A 20667-nucleotide genomic window follows, 5' to 3' on the forward strand; every position below is an offset into this window, starting at 1 on the left:
CTGTTGGCATGGCGGGCCGCCTCGTCTATCAGCCCGGCCAAGTCGCCGTCCGGGGGCCTCTTCGGCGCGCGATTTATCAAAATATGACGGTTCCGCCATTGCCACTTCGCGCGGGGCCGCAGGCAAGGCAGGGACATGGCGACTAGCACCGGCACCGCGGAAACTCACACGCTTGCCAGCGACGACGGCGTACGCCGCCGCGACTTCATCGAGATTGCCGCGGTCAGCGCGGCCGGCGTGGGCGGTCTCGTCACGCTTTATCCGCTGATTACCCAGATGGCCCCGTCCAAGGACGTGCTGGCCGAAAGCTCGACCGAAGTCGACCTGACGGGCATCGAGCCCGGGATGGCGATCAAGGCGGTGTTCCGCAAGCAGCCCCTGTTCGTGCGCAACCTGACCGATGCGGAAATCGCCGCGGCCAACCAGGTCGACGCCGGCTCGCTGCGCGACCCGCAGTCGCTGGGCGAGCGGACCAAGGAAGGCAAGGCCAACTGGCTCGTCACCATGGGCGTGTGCACCCACCTCGGCTGCGTGCCGCTGGGCGCCGCCGAAGGCGAGAACAAGGGCGAATTCGGCGGGTACTTCTGCCCCTGCCACGGTTCGCACTACGACACTGCGGCGCGCATCCGCAAAGGCCCGGCCCCGAAGAACCTCGAGGTTCCGGAATACGAATTCACCACCGACACCACGATCCTCGTCGGCTGAGGCGAAAGAGACAGACCATGAGCTTCCCCTGGGCCAAGCACTACGAACCCAAGGCGCCTTTCATGCGCTGGATCGACGAGAAGCTGCCTTTGCCGCGCCTCGTCTACAACGCCATCGGCGCCGGCTATCCGGTGCCGCGCAACCTGAACTACATGTGGAATTTCGGCGTCCTCGCCGGGTTCTGCCTGTTGCTGCAGATCGTCACCGGCGTGATCCTGGCGATGCACTATGCGGCCAACGCCGGCGTTGCGTTCGATTCCGTCGAGCACATCATGCGCGACGTCAACTGGGGCTGGCTGCTGCGCTATGCCCACGCCAACGGGGCGAGCGCGTTCTTCGTGGTCGTCTACCTGCACATCTTCCGCGGCTTCTTCTACTCGTCGTACAAGGCGCCGCGCGAAATGGTCTGGCTGCTGGGCGTGGTCATCTTCCTGCTGATGATGGCGACCGGCTTCATGGGCTACGTCCTGCCGTGGGGCCAGATGAGCTTCTGGGGGGCCAAGGTCATCACCGGCCTGTTCGGCGCCATCCCCGGCATCGGCGAGCCGATCCAGATCTGGCTGCTCGGCGGTTACGCGCCCGATAACGCGGCGCTCAACCGCTTCTTCAGCCTGCACTTCCTGCTGCCGTTCGTGATCGCGGGCGTCATCATCCTGCACATCTGGGCGCTGCACATCCCCGGCTCGTCGAACCCGACCGGCGTCGAGGTGAAGAGCGAGAGCGACACGCTGCCGTTCCACCCGTACTATACCGCCAAGGACGGCTTCGGCCTGGGCGTGTTCCTGCTGTTCTACTTCGCGCTGGTGTTCTTCCTGCCGAACTACCTGGGCCACCCGGACAACTACATCCCGGCCAACCCGCTCAGCACGCCGGCGCACATCGTGCCCGAATGGTACTACTGGCCGTTCTACGCGATCCTGCGCGCCTTCACCGCGGACTTCCTGTTCGTTCCGGCCAAGCTGATGGGCGTGCTTGCGATGTTCAGCGCGATCCTGCTGTGGTTCTTCCTGCCCTGGCTCGACAAGTCGCCGATCCGCTCGGGCCACTACCGGCCGCTGTTCCGCAAGTTCTTCTGGTTCGGCCTGATCCCGGCGATGATCGTGCTGTTCTGGTGCGGCGGCGCCCCGGCCGAAGAGCCCTATGTCATGCTCAGCCAGCTGGCGACCGCGTACTACTTCCTGCACTTCCTGGTGATCCTGCCGATCGTCAGCTCGATCGAGCGGCCCGAACCGCTGCCGTTCTCGATCACCGAAGCCGTGCTGGGGTCCGACAAGAAAGCCGTGCTCGGCGAAAACGCCACACCGGCGGTTTAAGAACGGGTATAGGGAAAGACACGAAAATGGTCCGTATCATCGGAATCCTTGCCGGCCTGTTCTTCACGGTTGCGGTGCTCTGGGGCTTTGTGACCGGGGCGGCGACCGTCGTCGGCCAGGGCTACCTCAAGGAAGACACCGCCGAGACCGAGTTCCACATGCACCCGCGCAAGCTGCACCTCGCCAGCGACGGGCTGTTCGCGCACTGGGACACCCAGCAGCTGCAGCGCGGCATGCAAGTCTATTCGGAAGTCTGCTCGGCCTGCCACTCGCTGCGCCACGTCGCCTTCCGCGATCTCGAGCAGCTCGGCTATTCCGAAGCGCAGGTGAAGGCCTATGCCGCGACCAAGCAGGTCCCGGGCATCGATCCGGTGACCGGCGAGGCCACGACCCGCCCGGGCACGGCGACGGACTACTTCCCCTCGCCCTATCCGAACGACGTCGCCGCGCGCGCCGCGAACAACAACGCCGTTCCGCCCGACCTCTCGCTGATGACGAAGGCGCGGCACGACGGGTCGGCCTACGTCTATTCGCTGCTGACCGGTTACCGCGACCCGGCGACTTTCAGCGTCAACGGCAAGCAGCTGGCCGCGGAGTACCCCGAGTTCGAGACCCCGCCGGGCCTGCATTTCAATCCCTGGTTCGCCAACCTCAACCTCGCGATGGCGCCGCCGCTGTCCGACGGCCAGGTGACCTACGCCGACGGGACCGAAGCGACCGCCGATCAGATGGCGCAGGACGTTTCCGCGTTCCTCACCTGGACCGCGGAGCCGAGCCTGCCGAAGCGCAAGCAAACCGGCTGGCCCGTGATCCTGTTCGTCCTCTTCGCCACGGTGCTCGCGTGGATGGCCAAGAAGCAGATCTGGGCGCCGGTCAAGCCGAAGCACCGCGACTGATGCCGGTCCGCCCCTCGGACGGGGGGCGTCCGGCGTGAGTCCGGCAGAACTGAAGCGCTTGATCCGCACGGTGCCGGACTTCCCGGCACCGGGGATCCTGTTTCGCGACATCACCACGCTGATCGCCCACGGTCCGGGTCTTAGCGCCACCGTCGAGCACATGGCGGAGGCCGCGCGCGAACGCGGCGCATCGGCCATCGCCGGGATCGAGGCGCGCGGTTTCATTTTCGGGGCAATGGTCGCGGCCCGGCTGGGCCTGGGCTTCGTCCCCCTGCGCAAGCCCGGCAAGCTGCCCGTGCCCACGATCGGCGTCGACTACGCGCTCGAATACGGCGCCGCCCGTCTGGAGCTCGACCCCTCGCTGATAGAGCAGGGCGAGCCCATGATCGTGGTCGACGACCTCATCGCCACTGGCGGCACCGCGCTGGCCGGCGTGGACCTGCTGCGCAAGGCGGGGGCGGTGGTCGATCACGCGCTGTTCGTGATCGACCTGCACGAACTCGGCGGCGCCGCGGCGCTACGTGCGACCGGGGTCACCCCGTGGTCGCTGATGGAATTCGACGGGCACTAGACCCGCGGACGATAGACCGGGTTCTGGTCGGTCGCCCGCAGCTCCGCATTCTCCTCGTTGTAGATCTTGCGGTGCTTGAACAGCCAGCGGCCGTCCACCTTGACCAGCTCGTCCTCGTAGTGGCCGTACGTGCCAAGATAAGGCCGGCCGGCGCGCGCATCGTTGTTGTATTCCCACCAGTAGGAGGTGGAGCGGGCGGTATTGCCCTCGATTTCCAGCACGAGGTTCGAAACGTAATGCCGCACCCGGTGGCGACGGGGCGGGAAGCTCGCATCGGCCTTGGCCTTTTCGCGCACGGCCATGTCGATCATGACCTTCTTCAGTTCCTCGTGGCCCTGTTCGCGCCCGCCGGCGAAATCGAGGATCCCGTCCTCGGTGAAGGTCGCGGCATAGGCCTCGGCGTCCTGCCAGTCGAAGGCGTAGAGATAGCGGCTCATCAGGTCTTCGATCTCGGCCCGGTCGTTGCCGTAGTTGGGTCCGTACACTGGCTTCTCCTTCGCAAGCTGGGCCGCCCAGACCAGGGCCGGCGGGGTGGACAGCGCGAGTCCCAGGATCGCGAGCCGAACGGCAGTGAATTTCATTGGTCTTGCCTCCCTCAGAATGTCGAATTCGTCGCTCCGCCGTCGATGACGAGGCTCTGTCCGGTGGTGTATTTCGCCTGTTCGGAGCAGAACATGGCCACCATCGCGCCGCAGTCGTCGGCATCGCCGAAGGTCCCGCTGGCGATGTTCCACGCCGCGATGAACTCGGCCACCTCCTGCTCGAAGGTGATCCCCTTGGCCCGCGCCCGGGCATTGAACAACTCGTCGACGGTCGCGGTGTAGTGCATCCCCGGAAGCACGGTGTTGATCGTCACGTTGTGCCGCGCGACGACCTTGCCGACCGCAACCGCGTAGTTTGTCAGCGCGGCCCGCGTACTGCCCGACAGAACGCGTATCTCGTGCGGATATTTCGCCGCGACCGTGGCGATGTTGACCACCCGCCCCCAGCCGCGCCGGGCCATGCCGTCGACCACGGCGTGCATCATGGCGATCGGGCTCATCAGCGAGATGCGGATCGCCTCGTGCCACTGGTCCTCCGTGATCGCGCGATAGTCGGGCGTCATCGGCGGCGGCGCGCAGGTGCCGACCAGGATATCGGGTTCGGGGCAGGCCGCCAGGATCCTCTCGCGGCCCTCGGGCGAGGCATGATCGGCAACCACCGGCGTGACTGCGGCGCCGGTTGCCGCAGCGATTTCCCGACAGGCGGCAACCAGCCGATCCTCGCCGCGCGCCGAGACCCACACCGCGCAACCTTCGCTCGCGAGGGCCATCGCGGCCGACTTGCCGATGCCCGCGCTGCCGCCGTTGACGATCGCCTTGCGGCCCGAAATTCCCAGGTCCATCCGTCTCTCCCTCGCGCCCATCCTGGCAGCCCCGCGCAGGCAGGCAAGCAATTTGCGGGATAGATTTCCCGTCCCGCTCATTAGCTGAAGGGGATGGAACAACCGGCACTCGTCATCGCGCTCATCGGCCTGCTCGGAATCGGTGCGCAATGGATCGCCTGGCGCACCGGGTGGCCCGCGATCGTCCTCATGCTGGCGGCGGGATTCCTTGCGGGACCGGTGCTGGGCGTGATCGACCCCAAGCTGGCGTTCGGCGAGCTGCTCGAACCGATGGTCTCGATCGGCGTCGCCCTGATCCTGTTCGAAGGCGGGCTCAGTCTCGATTTTCGCGAACTGCGCAAATACGGCGACGGGGTCCTGCGCCTCGTCGTCCTCGGGGTTCCGCTCGGTTGGCTGTTCGGCGCGCTCGCCTGCTATTACGTCGCCGGGCTCGTCTGGCCGGTGGCGATCCTGTTCGCCGGCATCCTGGTGGTGACCGGGCCGACGGTTGTCATCCCGCTGCTGCGCCAGTCGAACGTGCAACCGCGCCCGGCTGCGGTGCTGAAATGGGAAGCCATCGTCAACGACCCGTTCGGCGCGCTGTGCGCGGTCATCGCCTACGAATACTTCCGCCTTTCGTCCGAGGGGCAGGCGGTCTGGGTGGTCGCGCCAAAGATCGCGTTCGCAGCCCTTGCCGCCGGCGCGCTCGGCTACGCGGCGGCGCGCGCGATCGCCTTCGCCTTTCCCCGCGGCTATGTGCCCGAATACCTCAAGGTCCCGGTGCTGCTGGTCACGGTCATCGGGCTCTTCGTGGTCAGCAACCTCATCGAGCACGAGGCCGGGCTGATGGCGGTCACGGTCATGGGCATCGCCCTGGCCAACATGCACGTCACCTCGCTGCGGGCGATCCATCCCTTCAAGCAGAACGTCGCGGTCATCCTGGTCTCCGGGATCTTCATCCTGCTTTCGGCCAGCCTGGACTTCGCGGCGATCCGGCAGTTCGAATGGCGCTTCGGGCTGTTTCTCCTGGTCCTCCTCTTCGTGGTCCGCCCGGCAACGATTTTGTCCGCGCTCGCGTTCAGCAAGGTGCCGTGGAACGAGCGGCTGTTCCTCGCCTGGATCGCGCCGCGCGGCATCGTGCTGGTCGCCATCAGCGGGCTTTTCGCGCTGCGCCTGGTCGACCTGGGCTATGGCGATGGGACGATCCTCATCGGCCTGAGCTTCGCGGTCGCCGTGGCGACGATCGTGGCCCACGGCTTCACCATCGACATCGTCGCCCGCTGGCTGGGCGTGAAGGGGGAGACGCGGCCCGGGCTGCTCATCGTGGGCGCCACCGCATGGAGCATCGCGCTCGCGCGGCAGATGCACGCGATCGGCACGCCGGTGCTGCTGACCGATACCAGCTGGTCGCGCCTCAAGCCTGCGCGGCAGGAGGACATCCCCACGTTCCACGGTGAAATCCTCAACGAAGCGACCGAGCACAATCTCGACACCGCGCCGTTCCAGGTGCTCATCGCCGCAACCGAGAACGAAGCCTACAACACGCTCGTCTGTTCGGAATTCGCGCCCGAGATCGGGACCGACGCGGTCTACCAGCTGGGCGGCGACGAGGACGAGGAAGTGACGCTGCCGACGGGGCTTCGCGGGCGCGAGCTGTTCTCCACCCCGGGCTTCGGCGTGTCGGACCTCAGCCGGCGCCAGCAGGAGGGCTGGGAATTTCGCCGCACCAGGCTGTCCGACAAGTTCGTTCTGGCGGACCTGAAGCAGGCGCTGCCCGAGGCGGCAACGATGCTGCTGATCGTCCGGCCCGGCGGGCAGATGCGCTTCTTCACCCACGCCAGCGCGCCCGAGCCGCAGCCCGGCGACACCATCATTTCCTACGCGCCGCCCGACAAGCGCGCCCCGCAAACCGTAGCCGCGCGGCGAGAGGCGCGGCGCAAGCCGGCCAGGCCGGAACCGGCGACATGACCGAGGGAGCATCGCCATGAAACGTCCCATCTTGCTGCTCGCCGGAGTGGCGGCGCTGGCCGGCTGCGAAGTCAGGCAGGATCCGGCCGGATCGGACCCTTCGCCAGCTCCTGACCCGACCGAAACGGTATCGCTGGTGGAGGGGCCCGATGGGCAGAGCGAAGAACCCGCCTCGATCATCCGGCCCGACGTGACGCCCAGCCCGGTACTGGACGTCGCGCCCGACCCGCTCACCGCGACGATCGGTTTTCCCGATGGCGGCTACGATCTCGACCCGGCGGCGCAGAAGCTGCTGCATTCAGTCTTGGTGTCGGACCAGGTCGAGCGCGGCTGGCCGATCGTGCTGCGCGGCCACACCGATTCGGCCGGCAACGACCAGGGCAACCTGTTCGCCTCGCGCAAGAGAGCCGAAGCGGTCGCTGGGTGGTTCGAGGAACAGGGCATCGCCGCACAGCGGATCGAGGTCGTGCCGATGGGCGAGCAGAACCCCGTGACGCCCAACGCCAGGCTCGACGGGACGCCGAACGAAAGCGGCCGGGCGAAGAACCGCCGGGTGGACGTGTGGATAGCGCCGCCGGGCAAGGCGCCGACGGAAACCGCCGACGCCGCGGCTAGCGGCGGGTCCGAGGACGGACCTTGACGGCGCGCCTCACTTGCCGCAATTCGCGCGCCAGCGGGCGGGTATAGCATAGTGGTAATGCACTAGCCTTCCAAGCTAGCTAGAGGGGTTCGATTCCCCTTACCCGCTCCATCGCTAAAGTCCGTCGGGGTGTCGCCCGCCGCGAGGGCGACCATGGCGGCGAGCCCGCCTTCCACTTTCAGGTCCACGCCTCGGCCGTCCTGGCGGGGCGTCAGGACGATGCGGTCATGGCGGGCGCTTAGCACCGCTGGTGCGAGGCATCGATAACCGAGGCATTAGAGCTTGAACCAGCGCGAGGTACTGCTCCAGCCATCTTTTGCAAATACGGCGCTCACTGATATGTGCGGGCGGTGTTTCAGGGGGATTCGCTCGCAGTTCTGTCGCTGCTGGTTGGCGCTATGCTTGGCGCAATCTTTGGAGCGATTCCGACTGCGCCCGGGCGACCTCGAAATATACTCTGGTCTATGGCCGTTTTTTTTGGGCTGTTGTCCTTGGGTTGGCTGCTCGCTCCGGTCGCGGTCCCGGCCGTTGCGGCGGGTCGGGAGATTGTTTCGGCCTTTGTTCAAACAGGCGCATTCGGCATTTTGCTGCCTGTCGTGATTATGGCGTTCATGTTGCCCAGGCGGGTTAACTCCAGGACGATTAGCCAGCAGGATGGGGAAAGCCCTGCGGCTCGCCACGCGCCGCGCAAGCCCTCTTTCGCCGCTTCCGATGAAAACCAAAGTGCATGGTCGCCGGACATCACCTTTCAAGAAGCTATGATCTATTTGGCCACAGGATCGCGTTGGGGGAACAGCGGCTATAGATCAGTAGACACGGTGAAGTCGGAAATGTCGGCAGCCCTCCGTCAGAATAAGGTGACTTCCTGGGGGCGGGCACACCCAGAGGGGCCGGAAGTCCAGATTAAGTCGTCGTTTTGGCATCACCCGGATATCAACTGGGAGATCGGCTATGCGTTTTCTAACAATGTGAACGCAGCGGCCCACGCCATTCGATTGTCGAAGGGTGAAATCGAAGCGGCTTGGCCACCGAAAAAATAGTCATTTTCCATTGGCAGAGCCTTAGCCACGGGCAAGATTGGCCTATTCTCCGCGCAATCCTCGGGCGGACTTTAACGTCGGCCTCGCTTTTCCGCTCCAGCTCCGCATCGACCCGACTGCCGCCCGGAAGGCCCGTACGGCTAGGCGCCGGCCTCCCGCCAAGCAGCCAGCGCCGCGCGGTGCCGCGCCGCATTCTCGACGTAGTGCAGGGTCTGCTGGGCCATCGCGGCGGCCTCGTCGTCACCGATCTCGCGCATCATCCTGGCGGGGCGACCGGCCCAGACCTGACGGGCCGGGACCGACTTGCCGGGGGTCAGCATCGCGCCCGCCGCCAGCATGGCTTCCTCGCCCAGTTCGCAGTCGTCCATCACGACCGAACCCATGCCGACGAAGGCGCCGGGCGCAATGCGGCAGCCGTGCAGGATCACGCCGTGCCCGACGAGCACCCGTTCGCCCACGATGGTCGGCAGTCCGGCGAAGTCCGGCCTCGGCCCTTCGACGTGGACGATGGTCCCGTCCTGCAGGTTGCTGCCGGCGCCGATCTCGATCCGGTTGATGTCGCCGCGCAGGACGCAGTTGTACCACACGCTGGCATCGGGCCCGATCTCGACATCGCCGATGATCCGCGCACCGGGCGCGATGAAGGCGCTGGAACTGATCCGGGGGGTCTTGCCGCCGAACGGCAGGATCAGCGGGTCGCCTGCCACCGGCCGGTCAGGCTGCGCTGGAGACGGATCGGGTGGCCTCGGCGCGCGATCCGATGCCGTAGATCCGCGCGGCGTTGTCGTGCAGGAAAGCCTGGCTCTCCTGGTCCGTCAGCCGGGCGCAGGCGCCATAGGCCATCTCGACCTTGGTGGCGTAGTCCCACAGCATGGACTGGCCCATGTCGGATCCCCAGACGAGGCGGTCCGGGCCGAACACGTCGACCATCCGGCGGACCAGATCGGCGGCGGCGACGCCGGCCTTCACCAGCCGCTCCATGTTGATCTCGGTGATCTTGAAGAAGACGTTGGCATCGTCGGCGAAGATCGAGATCGTTTCCTTGATCCCGTAATCGGGCGCGGGCGGCATGACCACGGTCTCGCCCGCCTGCTCGCGCAGGGCCACCTCGTACTGCGACATGCCGTAGGGCATGGCCCCGTGATCGAGGATGATCGGCAGGTCGGGAAACATGCGCGCGATGACCTTGATGAGCGGCAGCACGTAGGAAAGCTGGCTGTCGAACACGATGATCGTCATCGGCGTGCCAAGCTCGGCGCAGGCCTTCCAGATCTCCATCGCCGAGGGCGAGCTCATCCACGCAGTGTCGAGGATCCACGGCCGGCTGTTGGCCATGCGGAAGCCGACCACCCCGGAATTGGCCACCATGCCGCGATAGGCCGCGGCGGCGCCGGGGTCTTGCGTGTCGAGGATGACGACCGGATGAAGCCGGTCGGGATAGCGCATGCCGGAATCGAGGATGTAGCTGTTGTCGTAACCGTAGACGTGGCCCCGCTGCACCAGGCAGGCATGGTCCACGCCGTGCTCGTCCATCAGTGCCAGCAGATCTTCGGCCGTCACCGTGAAATCCGGACGGTCGGGGACCGGGAGATCGGGCGTGAACGGGCGCGCGGGATAGGTTTCCCAGTCGGCGGCAATCAGGTGCGCATGCGTATCGAGCAGTCCGGCCGCCATCCCCTCACGTTCCCTCCAGCACTCCGGCCACGCTCAAACGGCTTGCCGGGAGTGGCGCTTGTCAGCGGCATCGGCATTGCGATGCGCGGTGGCCAGCATTCGATCCAGTTTCCGCGATTGCATCCGGGAGGGATCGCCACTTGCCTGTCCGGGCAGGATTATTTGTCTGCCCTGCAGAAGGTCGCCGGCCTCAGGCCGCGCGCGCCATGCCCGAGCGCCGGAAGTCGCGCGGCGCCTGCCCGTACTTCTCGTGGAACGTGCGGGTGAAATGAGCGGCGCTGTTGAAACCCCAGGAGAATGCGATCTCGGTCAGGGTGTGCGCGTTCCATGCCGGGTTCAGCATCTGGCGTGCGCATTCCTCCAGGCGGCGGCGCAGGATGTAGGCGCTCATCTTCTCCCCGCCCGGCGCGAAGACGGTGCGCAGGTAGCGGGGCGAGACGCGCAGGCCGGCGGAGATCGTCGCGGGCGACAGCTCCGGGTCGCGCAGGTTCGCCTCGACGAACTGGATCACGTCCTTGCGGCGCTGCCAGGCGACCGCCGAGGCGTGCTCCATCGTGGCGAGCGAGCTGGTGTAGGACATCGAGATCAGCTCGAGCAGATAGCGCGCCACGCGGTCCTCGCCCGCCGGGTCGATCCCGCTCGCGCCGTCGTGGCTCAGTTCGCGCACCATCGCCGCGACCGTGCCGGTCAGCCCCTTGGCGCCGCCGAGCTGGCGGCCGCAGAACTGCTCGGGCGTGGGCAGGTAGGTGCGCAGAATGTCGCTCGGCACGCGGACCATCACCGTCACCGAATGCCCGGTGGTGCGGAAGAAGTGCGGCAGCCCGGTGTCGCACAGGACGAAATCGCCTGCTTCGAGATGCGACTCCAGCCCGCAGTGGTAGAACGTGCTCGACCCTTCGGCCTGCAGCAGGAAATTGTAGAGCCGCGGCCCGTTGGCGATGATGTGGCTCTGCTTGCGCTCGACGCTGCAGCGGTCGACGGTCAGGCGCGCAAGCTTCACTGGGCCGAGCATGCCGATCCGCAGTTCGGCATCGAAGGGACCGCCATCCTGCGGGATGAATTCGCACAGGCTCATCTTGCTTGCGTAGAGTTCGCCCCAAGCGGCGGCGCGGCCAGCGACCGGCAAACCGTTCGTCGTCAGAAGTTCCATGATCGTTCCCTCTCCCCGTCCCGCATCGTTGGCGGGCAAGCCGGCGCGCGCAAAAACGAACCGCTGTTCCGAAAACTGCAACAGACCCCGAAGCGAGTCAAACGTTTTTGGAACGGCGTTTCGTTTTTGCAATGCAGCGAAGGAAAGGATGTATCGTGGGGAGCGGCATTCGACCGCTCCCGACGGTCGGGCCGAGAGGGCTGTTCAAGGTGCGGGAGCGACGGGTCCGTCGACGGCTAGCGGCTCGATGGCGTCGAGGTCCTCCAGCTCCTTGCCGGCGGTTTCCGGCATGAACATCAGCGACACCAGCACGATCACCACGCCCAGCGCGGCGAAGAAGGCCATGCCGTGCGACAGGTTCTCCGCCGTTGCGATCAGCGGGATACCCATGATGAACACCGCGCTGCCGGCCCGCCCGAAGTTGTAGGCGAAGGCCTGGCCGGTCCCGCGCAGTTCGGTCGGGAACAGCTCGGTGAAATAGGGCCCGAAGCTGGCGTACATGCCAAACTGGAAGAAGCCGTAGACGAAGCCGACCGCGCCCAGCGCCAGCGGACTGCTGCCGAGCGGGGCCAGCAGGTAGACCATGGCCATGATCGCGAACCCGATGCCGAACAGGCGGAAGACGTTGCGCCGGCCCACCGTGTCGCTGACGTAGGCGTTGGTCAGGAAGCCGAAGAAGCCGCCCGCGCTGTTGAACAGCACGAGCACGCCGGCGATCGCCATCGGCACCCCGCGTTCGAGGTTCAGGAAACTCGTCACCGAGTTGCTGATCGAATAGGCGGCCCCTTGCACGCCGAGCGACAGCAGCGCGGTCAGCACGGTGATCCGAAGCACCTTGGGCTTGAAGATGGCGGCCATCGAATGGCGCTGGCCGGTCGCGCGCGCACGCTCGGCGGCGCGCTTGAAGATGTCCGAATCGTCGCTGTCGCGGCGGATGAAGAAGATCAGCAGGGCCGGGAGGATTCCCGCCCAGAAGACCACGCGCCAGCCCATGTCGGGGCCGAACAGCGCGGCCACCGGGCCCGCCATCAGCGCCGCCAGGCCGGACCCGACCGCCGCGCCCGAATGCACGGTGCCGAGCGCCTTGCCGCGGTCCTTGGGTGCGATGACCTCGCCCAGCAGCACCGCGCCGACTGCCCATTCCGCGCCGAAGCCCAGGCCCTGCAACAGGCGGACGACGAGCATCTGTTCGTAGGTCTGGACGAAGCCGGAAATGAACGAGAACACGCTGAACCAAAGGATGGTCAGCTGCAGGATCCTGGCCCGGCCATAGCGATCGCACAGCCAGCCGCCGATCCAGCCGCCCAGCGCCGCGGCGAAGAAGTTCACGCTCGAGATGAAGAACGCCTGCGGCAGCGTCATCCCCAGCGCCACGACCAGCACCGGGATGAGGTAGGAATAGACGACGCTGTCGGCCATATCCATCGCCCAGCCGCCGCTGCAGGTCCAGAAGATCCGGCGCGTCTTGCCGTTCGCTTCGCGATACCAGTCGAACATCGCCATCAGGTGTCTTGCCTCTCCGCCATAGAGTCCGTGAAGGTTCGCCCCCCAGTCGGAGAAAGGGCGCGCGAAATCCACGGGTTTCCGCGGCAAAGCTAGTTTGCGCCCCGCCCACGGCTTGTCTCGTGCGGCCCGCGAAATTGCCGTGGCAACTATATTTGCCGGCCCGCGTCTGATCGCTTGCGCGCAGCGAAATCGCGATCCTATGCAAGGCCTCCCGACCCGGGGAAGGAAAGAAATCGCACGCCATGGATCCGCTGTTTTCGATCGAAGGGAAGACCGCGCTCGTAACGGGCGGGACCAGCGGCATCGGCGCGATGATCGCCGCCGGCCTGCTCCGGCACGGCGTGAAGACCTACGTCACCGGGCGCGACTTGGCCCGCACGCAGGAAGCGGCACAGGCCCTTGCGGCCGACGGGGGCGAATGCATCGCGCTCGCCGCCGATTTCAGCGACCCGGAAGGACCGGCGAACCTGGCCGCCGCACTTTCCGCGCGCGAGGAGCGGCTGCATATCCTGGTCAACAACGCGGGGACGAACGTCGCCGGCGACCTTGCCGGAATGAGCACGAGCGACTGGGACGAGGCGCTGGGCGTCAACCTGCGCGCGCCGGTGTTCCTGACGCGCGAACTCCTGCCTCTCCTGCGCGCCGCCGCGTCCGAGACCGATCCGGGGCGCGTGATAAACGTGGGCTCGATCGGCGGGCTGCACGTGCCCAACTGGGAAGCCCATCCCTACGGCGCGTCCAAGGCGGCGGTCCACCACGTGACGCGGTCGATGGCCAAGGCGCTGGGCGCGGACCGGATCACGGTCAATGCGATCGCACCCGGCCCCTTTCCCTCGCAGATGCACGACACGACGTCCGAGGCCACGCAGCGCTCGATCGAGACTTATATCCCGCTGAAGCGCGCGGGCACCGCCGAGGATGCCGCCGGCGCGGTAATCTTCCTCGCCTCGCGCGCGGGGGCCTACGTCAACGGCCACGTGATCCCGCTCGATGGCGGATACATCGCCGCGTTGTAGGCCGCGCAACCGTTCGCGCCGCTTGAGGAAAGACCGGGGCTGCCGGGCGGTGAATTGCACGACAACTTCTGGAGATTCCGCGTGAACAGTCCTGCCAACCTCGTGCTGCACAATGTCCGCACCGTCCGCCTCGGGCAGGGCGTCGCCGATGCCGTGGGGGCAGACATGGCCGCGGCGGGTGCCCGGCGCGTGCTGGTCGTGACCGGTGCGCCGATCCGCGCGCTGTGCGACGGGCCGGTGCGCGCGCTGGAGGCCGCCGGTTGCGCGGTCGAGGTGCTCGAGGCGAGCGAGGGCGAACCCACGCTGGCCGATCTCGAAGCCTCGCTGGCCGCCGCGCGCGCCTTCGGCACCGATGGCGTGATCGGCCTTGGCGGCGGCAGCGCGATGGACGTCGCCAAGCTGGTGGCCGTCCTGCTCGACGGGCGGCAGCAGTTCGCCGAAGTCGTCGGCACCGATCTGGTGGCGGGCAGGGCCATCCCGCTCGCCTGCGTCCCCACGACCGCCGGAACCGGCAGCGAGGTGACGCCGATCGCCATCGTGGAGGATACCGAGGCGCAGCTGAAGAAGGGCGTCGTCAGCCCGCACATGGTGCCCGACTTCGCCTACCTCGACCCCGAGCTGACCCGCACGATGCCGCGCAGCGTGACCGCCGCCACCGGCGTCGACGCGCTGACCCACTGCATCGAGGCCTACGCCAACAAGTTTTCGCACCCGGTGGTGGACCAGTGGGCGCTCGAAGGCATCCGCCTCGTCGGGCAATATCTCGAGCGCGCGTGTGCCGACGGCAACGACATGGAGGCGCGGGCGGGGATGCTGCGCGCCAGCCACCTGGGCGGTCAGTGCCTGGGCCCGGTCAACACCGGGGCGGTCCACGCCCTGGCCTATCCACTGGGCGGCGAGTTCCACATCGCGCACGGCGTGGCCAACTCGCTGCTGCTGCCGCACGTGCTGCGCTTCAACCTGCCGTCCGCGCCCGCGCGCTATGCCCAGATGGCGCGCGCGCTGGGCTGCGCGAACGGGGCCGACGACGAGGCGACTGCGCTGGCCGGGATCGAGCGGATCGAGCAGCTTTCGGAAGCCATCGGCATCGAACGGCACCTTTCGGCCTTCGGCATCAGCCACAACACCGTACCGCACATGGCGGCCGCCGCCATCACCGTGCAGCGCCTGCTGATGCGCAATCCGCGCGAAGTCAGCGAGGACGATGCCCGCGCAATCTACGAGGCCGCGCTCTAGCGCGCAGCCCCATCGACAGGAGACCCACTTGGCCGACGCAGACCTGCTCCAGCTCAACGCCGAACTCGCGCTGCAGCTGGCCGATTACTGGCACGAGATCGACTTCAACGGCGGCCGCGAGGCATCGTCTTACTACACCGAGGATGCGGTGTTTCACGGGCAGTTCGCCAGCTACGTCGGCGTTGCCAAGATCCAGCAGTTCTACGACTGGCGGCGCGAGCGGGGGGACCGGCTTTCGGTCCACAGCTTCACCAATTTCCGCGCCCGGATGACCGGCGAGGACGAGGCCGAGGCGACCAACTTCCTCTTTCTTTATGCCCGTGACGGGGTCAAACCGCAGCCGAGTCACGAACCCGTGACGATCAGCCTGGCGACGGACCGCTTCGTGCGCCGCGACGGGCGCTGGCTGTGCACCTATCGCCGCTTCGAGCACCTGTTCGAAAGCGACGTGCCGGTGACCAACCCCAACCTGGACGAGGACAAGTGACGGACACCAAGCGCGGCAAGCTCGACAATGCGGATCTCCTGCTTTCCAAGAACCTGATCGGCGGCAAGTGGGTCGGCGGCAACCGCGAGCCGATCCGGGTCGACGATCCCTGGACGCTGGAGGATTTCGCCGAGGTGCCGAACCTTGGCGCCGACGAGGCGCAGCAGGCGGTGGACGCAGCGCAGGAAGCCTTCCCGGCTTGGGCGGCGAAGACCGCCAAGGAGCGCGGCGCGATCCTGCGCAAGTGGTTCGACCTGCTGCAGGCCAACCGCGACGACATCGCCCGCCTGATCACGCTCGAGAACGGCAAGACCTTCAAGGAAGCGCAGGGCGAGTTCGACTACGGCGCGGGGTTCATGGAATTCTACGCCGACGAGGCGACGCGCGCCTTTGGCGAGACCATTCCGGCCCCGGTACCCGGCCGCCGCCTCTATGCCGAGCGCGAGCCGGTCGGCGTCACCGCCGCTATCACGCCGTGGAACTTCCCGCTGGCCATGCTGACGCGCAAGGTCGGCCCGGCGCTCGCCGCGGGTTGCACGATGATCGCCAAGCCCGCCAGCGCCACCCCGCTGACCGCGCTCGCCTTCGCCAGGCTGGGCGAGGAAGCCGGCGTGCCGGCGGGCGTGTTCAACATCCTGACCGGATCGGCGCGGGCCATTGGCGGCGTGCTGACCGGCTCGCCCGTGGTGCGCAAGCTGAGCTTCACCGGCTCGACCGAGATCGGCGTCGGCCTCTACGAGGCGTGCGCCGGGACGATGAAGAAGCTCGGCCTGGAACTGGGCGGTAACGCGCCGTTCCTGGTGTTCGACGATGCCGATCTCGAAACCGCGGTCGAAGCGGCCATGATCGCCAAGTTCCGCAACGGCGGGCAGAGCTGCATCGCGGCTAACCGGATCTACGTTCAGGATGGTATCCGGGAGAAATTCGTTGCCGCGTTCGGCAAGCGGATCGACGGGATGAAGGCTGGCGACGGGTTCGACCCTTCGTCGGACATCGGCCCGCTTATCGATGATGATGGTGTCGAAAAGGTCGTCGAACATCGTGATGATTCTCTACGCCGCGGAGCCCGCGTGGTCGCCGGGGGCGGCGATGCCACCAGGCGGGTGTTCGTGCCGACGCTGCTCGCCGACGTACCGGCAGACGCGCAACTGGCCCATGAAGAGACCTTCGGCCCGCTCGCCGGGGTGATCGGATTCGCCACGCTCGAGGACGGAATACGCCTGGCGAACGCCACCGAGTTCGGTCTCGCCGCCTACATGTGCAGCTCCGATCCGACGACGATTTCGCGGGTCTCGCGCGCGATCGAGAGCGGCATCGTCGGTATCAACACCGGCCTCGTCTCGACCCCCGCGGCGCCCTTCGGCGGCGTGAAGATGAGCGGCGTCGGCAAGGAAGGCAGCCACCACGGGCTCGAGGAATACTTGAATATCAAGTATTTGTGTCACGCGGGAATCTAGGAGAAGCGGGTGCGCAAGTCGAACAAGGTCATCATCACCTGCGCGCCCACGGGCTCGATCCACACCCCCTCGATGTCGCCGCACCTGCCGGTGACGCCCGACCAGATCGCCGAGGCCGCGATCGGTGCGGCCGAGGCCGGCGCGGCGATCCTGCACCTCCACGCGCGCAACCCCGGAGACGGCAGTCCCAGCCCGCGCGCCGAGGACTTCATGGCCTTCCTCCCGCGCATCAAGCAGGGGACCGACGCGGTCATCAACATCTCGACTGGCGGCAGCGCCATGATGAGCCTGGACGCCCGGCTGGAAGGCGCTCACGCCGCCAAGCCCGAGGTCTGCAGCCTCAACATGGGCCCGCTGATCTTCGACTTCTCGGGCGCCGCGAAGCGCGTCGACACCTGGCAGCACGCGTGGGAGCGCGAGTACGTCGAATCCAGCCGCGGCCGGATCATGTACAACGACAATGTCTTCATCGAGCGGATCATGACCGAGGTCGGCCAGGCCTACGGCACGAAGTTCGAGTTCGAATGCTATGACGTCGGCCATCTCTACACGCTGGCACACTTTGCGGATGCCGGGCTGATCGAGCCGCCGTTCCTGATCCAGGGCGTGATCGGCATCCTGGGCGGGATCGGCGCTGACGTGCGCAACCTGGCGCACATGGTCACCGTGGCCGACAGCCTGTTCGGTGACGACTACCTGTTCTCAGCCTTCGCGGCCGGCCGGCACCAGATGGATCTGTGCACCCAGTCCGTGCTGCTCGGCGGCCATGCCCGCGTGGGGCTGGAGGACAGCCTCTTCATCGGCAAGGGCGAACTGGCGAGCAGCAACGCCCAGCAGGTCGCCCGCATCCGGCAGATCGTCGAGGCGCTCGGCCGCGAGGTGGCGACGCCGGCGGAGGCCCGCGCCATGCTCGGCCTCAAGGGCGGCGACGCGGTCGGCTTCTAACTGCCGGCGCGGTTCGCCGCTCCAACAATCGCCGCACGCGCAGGCCCCAAAAAAAGACAGGCCGGGCAACCGTGAGGAGCCCGGCCCAGTTTGGGAGGAGGGCCCGAAGGCCCCCGGTGAGTTTCGTCAGAAACGCTTCGACAGCGTCAGGTAGAATTCGCGCGGACGGGCCGGCTGGGCATCGGTCTGGGGATACCCAAGCCCCTGATAATCGAAGAGGTTCACGTAATAGAACTTGTTGAACAGGTTGGTGACGCCGATCGCCGCGGTGAAATCGTACGGCTCGTTCTCGTAGGTCAGGCGGCCGTTGAACAGGGCGCGGCTCTTGAACAGGTAGTTGTACTTGGTCGAGGTGCCGCTGACGATCTGGCTCGACTCGTAGGTCATGTCGATGCGCGGCGTGATCGAACCGGCGATCGTGGGGTCTTCGTACTTGTAGGCAACGCCGGCGCTGGCGGTCCAGAACGGGTTGTTCTGGCGCCGGTTGACCACCCGGGCGGCAATGTCCGGCGCGGTGAGCTTGGAATAACCGACCGAGCCGTTGATCAGAAGATTATCGATCGGCTCCGCAGTGAGCTCGGCCTCGAGGCCTTTGATCTTGGCGGGCTGGTTGCGATAATAGGTGCGGCCCAGGCACACGATGCCGGTTCCGGCAGGTACGCGGGTGGTGGAGCACTGGGTGGAGCCGGCAGGCCCGCCGGGCAGCGGCTCGAGCTGCTGGTCGCCCTTCTGCGGTTGGCCCTGGTCGTTGAGCAGAGCCTCGGCGCCGCCGATCGTGGTCGGCCGGTTGTTGAAGTCGGTGTAGAACCCGGCAAGGTTCATCCGCAGCCGCCGGTCGAACAGGTCGAGCTTCGCGCCCAATTCGTAGGCGATGCTCTCGTTGCCGTCGAACTGGGCGATCTGGGTGAACTGCAGCGGACGCGGGTTGAAGCCCGGGAGGGTGTAACCCGTCGACGCCGAGCCATATAGCAGGATGTCGTTGCTCGGCTGCCAGTTGACGCCGGCCTTCCAGCTGAACTTCTTCTGCTTGGGCACGACGGTGAAGACGATGTCCGAACTGGTCACCGCAGGGCTGAGGTCGGAGACGTTTGAGAAATTGACCGTCTTCTCGTCATCCGCGTAGCGGCCGCCCAGCACGAAGCCGAGCGCTTCGCCGAACGGCCGGATCGTGGCGTTGGCGAAAACGGCCTTGCTCTTGGGCAGATAGAAGGTGTGCAGCGAGCGCTGCAGGCCCGAGCTTCCCTGGATCAGCGAGGCGAACTGCTCGCCATCGGCCTTGAAATAGAACAGGCCGCCGACCCAGTCGATGAAGTCCGACTTGCCCGCCAGCCGCAACTCGGCGTGATCGTAGCTCTGGATCAGGTGGTTGATCACGTGCTCGACCACCAGCGGCGTGCCGTCGGTATCGAAGGTATGGGTCTCGTCGGTCTTGCGATGCGCGGCAACGCCGGTCAGCGTGATGTTGCCGCCAAGGTCCCAGTTGAACTTGGCCGAAACGCCCCAGTTCTCGAAATTGTTGCGGTTGGGCAGCGCGTAGCCGCCGCGCGTGCACTCGCCGGTGATCGGCGACCTGCTGCCGTTGTAATAGGTGTTGCCCGGGATCACCGTGCAGGCCGGAATCCGGTCCGTATAGGTCACGTAGGTGCTGTACGGGTCGCCTGTGCGGAAACGATTGTCGATGACCAGGCCGAAGTAGGCGGCCTGGCTGCGCATGTTCGCATTTGCCCGGGTCGGATCGATGTCGACGATGGAATCGGCCGCATTGTCCGAGGTATCGCGCAGATAGTCGCCGGTGATCGTGAAGCGGAAATTCGGCGCCGCCTCCCACATCAGGCTGCCGCGCCCGCCGCGCACGTCGGTGCCGCCGTAATGGCCTACCACGCACTCGCCGGGATTGTTGCTCGACGCGCCCTGCAGCGGGGTGATGGCGGGGAAGGTGCCGGCCAGTTGGGGCGTGCCGCGGCGGTTCATCTCGCAGCGGAAATCGAGCATCTTCTGATAGCCGGTCTGCTTCTTCGACAGGCCGGAAACGAGGAGCGCGAGCGAATCGCCGAGCGGAAGGTTGAACCCCGCGCGCACGTCGAGCCGGTTGAAGCTGCCGACCGTCACTTCGCCGTATCCGGACACTTCGCCCAGACGTGGCTGCTTGGCGACGATGTTGATCGCGCCGGCCAGGGTATTGCGCCCGAACAGCGTACCCTGGGGGCCGCGCAGCACTTCGATGTGATCGATGTCGAGCAGGTCGAAGTTCGCGCCCAGCAGGATCGGGTAGTAGACATCGTCGATATAGAACGCGACGGGGTTCTCGGCCCCGAGGCCGGTGTCGGTCGAACCGATCCCGCGGATGAACGCCGATACGCCGGGGCCGAATGCGCCCTGCACGCGGCGGAACTGCGCGTTCGGAACGACCGATGTGAGATCGCCCATGTTTGTGATGCCGCGCGCCTCGAGCGCCTCGGCAGTGACCGCGGTCACCGCGATCGGGGTATCCTGCAGGTTGGTCGCCTGGCGCGTTGCGCTGACGATGATTTCCTCGATCCCGCCGGTGGATGCATCCTCTTCCTCGGAAGCTTCCTGGGCGGGCCGGTCCTGGGCCAGCGCGGCCAGGGGATGGCAGGCGACGACCGCAATGGCGGCCGATGCCAGCAAACGCGACACGGCCTTCGTGTCCGACGGATACAAGCGCATTTCAGAACCCTC

At 66.6% G+C, this 20667-nt stretch carries 19 protein-coding genes and 1 tRNA gene; 13 read left to right on the forward strand and 7 right to left on the reverse strand.

Annotation, left to right across the window (positions count from 1 at the left end; all coding sequences use genetic code 11):
• Nucleotides 1-135 precede the first annotated feature (135 nt).
• From petA to ACWPMZ_RS00350, 4 genes are read left to right on the forward strand one after another with little or no spacing between them, the layout of a single operon-like run.
• A complete protein-coding gene (gene petA, locus ACWPMZ_RS00335; RefSeq protein ID WP_455702042.1) occupies nt 136-705 on the forward strand; it encodes a ubiquinol-cytochrome c reductase iron-sulfur subunit in 570 nt (189 codons plus the stop codon).
• Nucleotides 706-722: 17 nt separating this feature from the next.
• Nucleotides 723-2018 carry a cytochrome b gene (locus ACWPMZ_RS00340; protein WP_455702043.1) on the forward strand — a complete coding sequence of 432 codons (1296 nt, stop codon included), beginning with the start codon at nt 723-725 and terminating at the stop codon, nt 2016-2018.
• A gap of 26 nt (nt 2019-2044) precedes the next feature.
• Nucleotides 2045-2914, forward strand: coding sequence for a cytochrome c1 (locus ACWPMZ_RS00345; protein WP_455702044.1), 870 nt, complete (start codon nt 2045-2047; stop codon nt 2912-2914).
• A gap of 34 nt (nt 2915-2948) precedes the next feature.
• Entirely contained in the window at nt 2949-3485 is a 537-nt protein-coding gene (locus tag ACWPMZ_RS00350) for an adenine phosphoribosyltransferase (RefSeq protein WP_455702045.1), read from the forward strand.
• On the opposite strand, the gene ACWPMZ_RS00355 is transcribed toward ACWPMZ_RS00350, so the two are convergent.
• Nucleotides 3482-4066, reverse strand: a complete 585-nt coding sequence (locus tag ACWPMZ_RS00355; RefSeq protein WP_455702046.1) for a nuclear transport factor 2 family protein — start codon at nt 4064-4066, stop codon at nt 3482-3484. The genes ACWPMZ_RS00350 and ACWPMZ_RS00355 overlap by 4 nt on opposite strands.
• Before the next feature lie 14 nt (nt 4067-4080).
• Nucleotides 4081-4869: an SDR family oxidoreductase gene (locus tag ACWPMZ_RS00360; protein ID WP_455702047.1), complete on the reverse strand. Its 789-nt coding sequence runs from the start codon at nt 4867-4869 to the stop codon at nt 4081-4083.
• Nucleotides 4870-4962: 93 nt separating this feature from the next.
• On the opposite strand from ACWPMZ_RS00360, the gene ACWPMZ_RS00365 reads away from it, so the two are divergent.
• From ACWPMZ_RS00365 to ACWPMZ_RS00380, 4 genes are all read left to right on the forward strand, one after another.
• Nucleotides 4963-6816 carry a cation:proton antiporter gene (locus ACWPMZ_RS00365; RefSeq protein WP_455702048.1) on the forward strand — a complete coding sequence of 618 codons (1854 nt, stop codon included), beginning with the start codon at nt 4963-4965 and terminating at the stop codon, nt 6814-6816.
• Between the two features lie 16 nt (nt 6817-6832).
• Nucleotides 6833-7456: an OmpA family protein gene (locus ACWPMZ_RS00370; protein ID WP_455702049.1), complete on the forward strand. Its 624-nt coding sequence runs from the start codon at nt 6833-6835 to the stop codon at nt 7454-7456.
• 37 nt (nt 7457-7493) lie between these two features.
• A tRNA-Gly gene (locus tag ACWPMZ_RS00375) sits at nt 7494-7567 on the forward strand.
• A gap of 353 nt (nt 7568-7920) precedes the next feature.
• Entirely contained in the window at nt 7921-8496 is a 576-nt protein-coding gene (locus ACWPMZ_RS00380) for a hypothetical protein (protein ID WP_455702050.1), read from the forward strand.
• Between the two features lie 140 nt (nt 8497-8636).
• Here the strand turns inward: ACWPMZ_RS00380 and ACWPMZ_RS00385 are convergent, their stop codons facing one another.
• The 4 genes from ACWPMZ_RS00385 to ACWPMZ_RS00400 all read right to left on the reverse strand — a co-directional run bounded on the left by ACWPMZ_RS00385 (nt 8637) and on the right by ACWPMZ_RS00400 (nt 12823).
• Entirely contained in the window at nt 8637-9203 is a 567-nt protein-coding gene (locus ACWPMZ_RS00385) for a gamma carbonic anhydrase family protein (RefSeq protein ID WP_455702051.1), read from the reverse strand.
• A 7-nt stretch (nt 9204-9210) separates the two neighbouring features.
• Complete coding sequence (locus tag ACWPMZ_RS00390; protein WP_455702052.1) at nt 9211-10170, reverse strand: amidohydrolase family protein; 960 nt, start codon at nt 10168-10170, stop codon at nt 9211-9213.
• Nucleotides 10171-10360: 190 nt separating this feature from the next.
• Entirely contained in the window at nt 10361-11320 is a 960-nt protein-coding gene (locus ACWPMZ_RS00395; protein WP_455702053.1) for an AraC-like ligand-binding domain-containing protein, read from the reverse strand.
• Nucleotides 11321-11524: 204 nt separating this feature from the next.
• Entirely contained in the window at nt 11525-12823 is a 1299-nt protein-coding gene (locus ACWPMZ_RS00400) for an MFS transporter (RefSeq protein WP_455702054.1), read from the reverse strand.
• A gap of 245 nt (nt 12824-13068) precedes the next feature.
• On the opposite strand from ACWPMZ_RS00400, the gene ACWPMZ_RS00405 reads away from it, so the two are divergent.
• From ACWPMZ_RS00405 to ACWPMZ_RS00425, 5 genes are all read left to right on the forward strand, one after another.
• Entirely contained in the window at nt 13069-13842 is a 774-nt protein-coding gene (locus ACWPMZ_RS00405; protein ID WP_455702055.1) for an SDR family oxidoreductase, read from the forward strand.
• Nucleotides 13843-13923: 81 nt separating this feature from the next.
• Nucleotides 13924-15078: an iron-containing alcohol dehydrogenase gene (locus ACWPMZ_RS00410; protein ID WP_455702056.1), complete on the forward strand. Its 1155-nt coding sequence runs from the start codon at nt 13924-13926 to the stop codon at nt 15076-15078.
• A gap of 28 nt (nt 15079-15106) precedes the next feature.
• Complete coding sequence (locus tag ACWPMZ_RS00415; RefSeq protein ID WP_455702057.1) at nt 15107-15565, forward strand: nuclear transport factor 2 family protein; 459 nt, start codon at nt 15107-15109, stop codon at nt 15563-15565.
• Nucleotides 15562-17022: an NAD-dependent succinate-semialdehyde dehydrogenase gene (locus ACWPMZ_RS00420; RefSeq protein WP_455702058.1), complete on the forward strand. Its 1461-nt coding sequence runs from the start codon at nt 15562-15564 to the stop codon at nt 17020-17022. Before ACWPMZ_RS00415 ends, ACWPMZ_RS00420 begins: the two co-directional genes overlap by 4 nt.
• Nucleotides 17023-17031: 9 nt before the next feature.
• Entirely contained in the window at nt 17032-17967 is a 936-nt protein-coding gene (locus tag ACWPMZ_RS00425; protein ID WP_455702059.1) for a 3-keto-5-aminohexanoate cleavage protein, read from the forward strand.
• 126 nt (nt 17968-18093) lie between these two features.
• On the opposite strand, the gene ACWPMZ_RS00430 is transcribed toward ACWPMZ_RS00425, so the two are convergent.
• Complete coding sequence (locus ACWPMZ_RS00430; protein ID WP_455702060.1) at nt 18094-20655, reverse strand: TonB-dependent receptor; 2562 nt, start codon at nt 20653-20655, stop codon at nt 18094-18096.
• Nucleotides 20656-20667: the final 12 nt, after the last annotated feature.

It is taken from the genome of Tsuneonella sp. HG222 (genome assembly GCF_053819185.1).

Excerpts from the sequence above, each read along its gene's own strand:
- petA (WP_455702042.1), top strand. The coding sequence starts at position 136 with ATGGCGACTAGCACCGGCACCGCGGAAACTCACACGCTTGCCAGCGAC.
- ACWPMZ_RS00340 (WP_455702043.1), top strand. The coding sequence starts at position 723 with ATGAGCTTCCCCTGGGCCAAGCACTACGAACCCAAGGCGCCTTTCATG.
- ACWPMZ_RS00345 (WP_455702044.1), top strand. The coding sequence starts at position 2,045 with ATGGTCCGTATCATCGGAATCCTTGCCGGCCTGTTCTTCACGGTTGCG.
- ACWPMZ_RS00355 (WP_455702046.1), bottom strand. The coding sequence starts at position 4,066 with ATGAAATTCACTGCCGTTCGGCTCGCGATCCTGGGACTCGCGCTGTCC.
- ACWPMZ_RS00360 (WP_455702047.1), bottom strand. The coding sequence starts at position 4,869 with ATGGACCTGGGAATTTCGGGCCGCAAGGCGATCGTCAACGGCGGCAGC.
- ACWPMZ_RS00365 (WP_455702048.1), top strand. The coding sequence starts at position 4,963 with ATGGAACAACCGGCACTCGTCATCGCGCTCATCGGCCTGCTCGGAATC.
- ACWPMZ_RS00370 (WP_455702049.1), top strand. The coding sequence starts at position 6,833 with ATGAAACGTCCCATCTTGCTGCTCGCCGGAGTGGCGGCGCTGGCCGGC.
- ACWPMZ_RS00380 (WP_455702050.1), top strand. The coding sequence starts at position 7,921 with ATGGCCGTTTTTTTTGGGCTGTTGTCCTTGGGTTGGCTGCTCGCTCCG.
- ACWPMZ_RS00390 (WP_455702052.1), bottom strand. The coding sequence starts at position 10,170 with ATGGCGGCCGGACTGCTCGATACGCATGCGCACCTGATTGCCGCCGAC.
- ACWPMZ_RS00395 (WP_455702053.1), bottom strand. The coding sequence starts at position 11,320 with ATGGAACTTCTGACGACGAACGGTTTGCCGGTCGCTGGCCGCGCCGCC.
- ACWPMZ_RS00400 (WP_455702054.1), bottom strand. The coding sequence starts at position 12,823 with ATGGCGATGTTCGACTGGTATCGCGAAGCGAACGGCAAGACGCGCCGG.
- ACWPMZ_RS00405 (WP_455702055.1), top strand. The coding sequence starts at position 13,069 with ATGGATCCGCTGTTTTCGATCGAAGGGAAGACCGCGCTCGTAACGGGC.
- ACWPMZ_RS00430 (WP_455702060.1), bottom strand. The coding sequence starts at position 20,655 with ATGCGCTTGTATCCGTCGGACACGAAGGCCGTGTCGCGTTTGCTGGCA.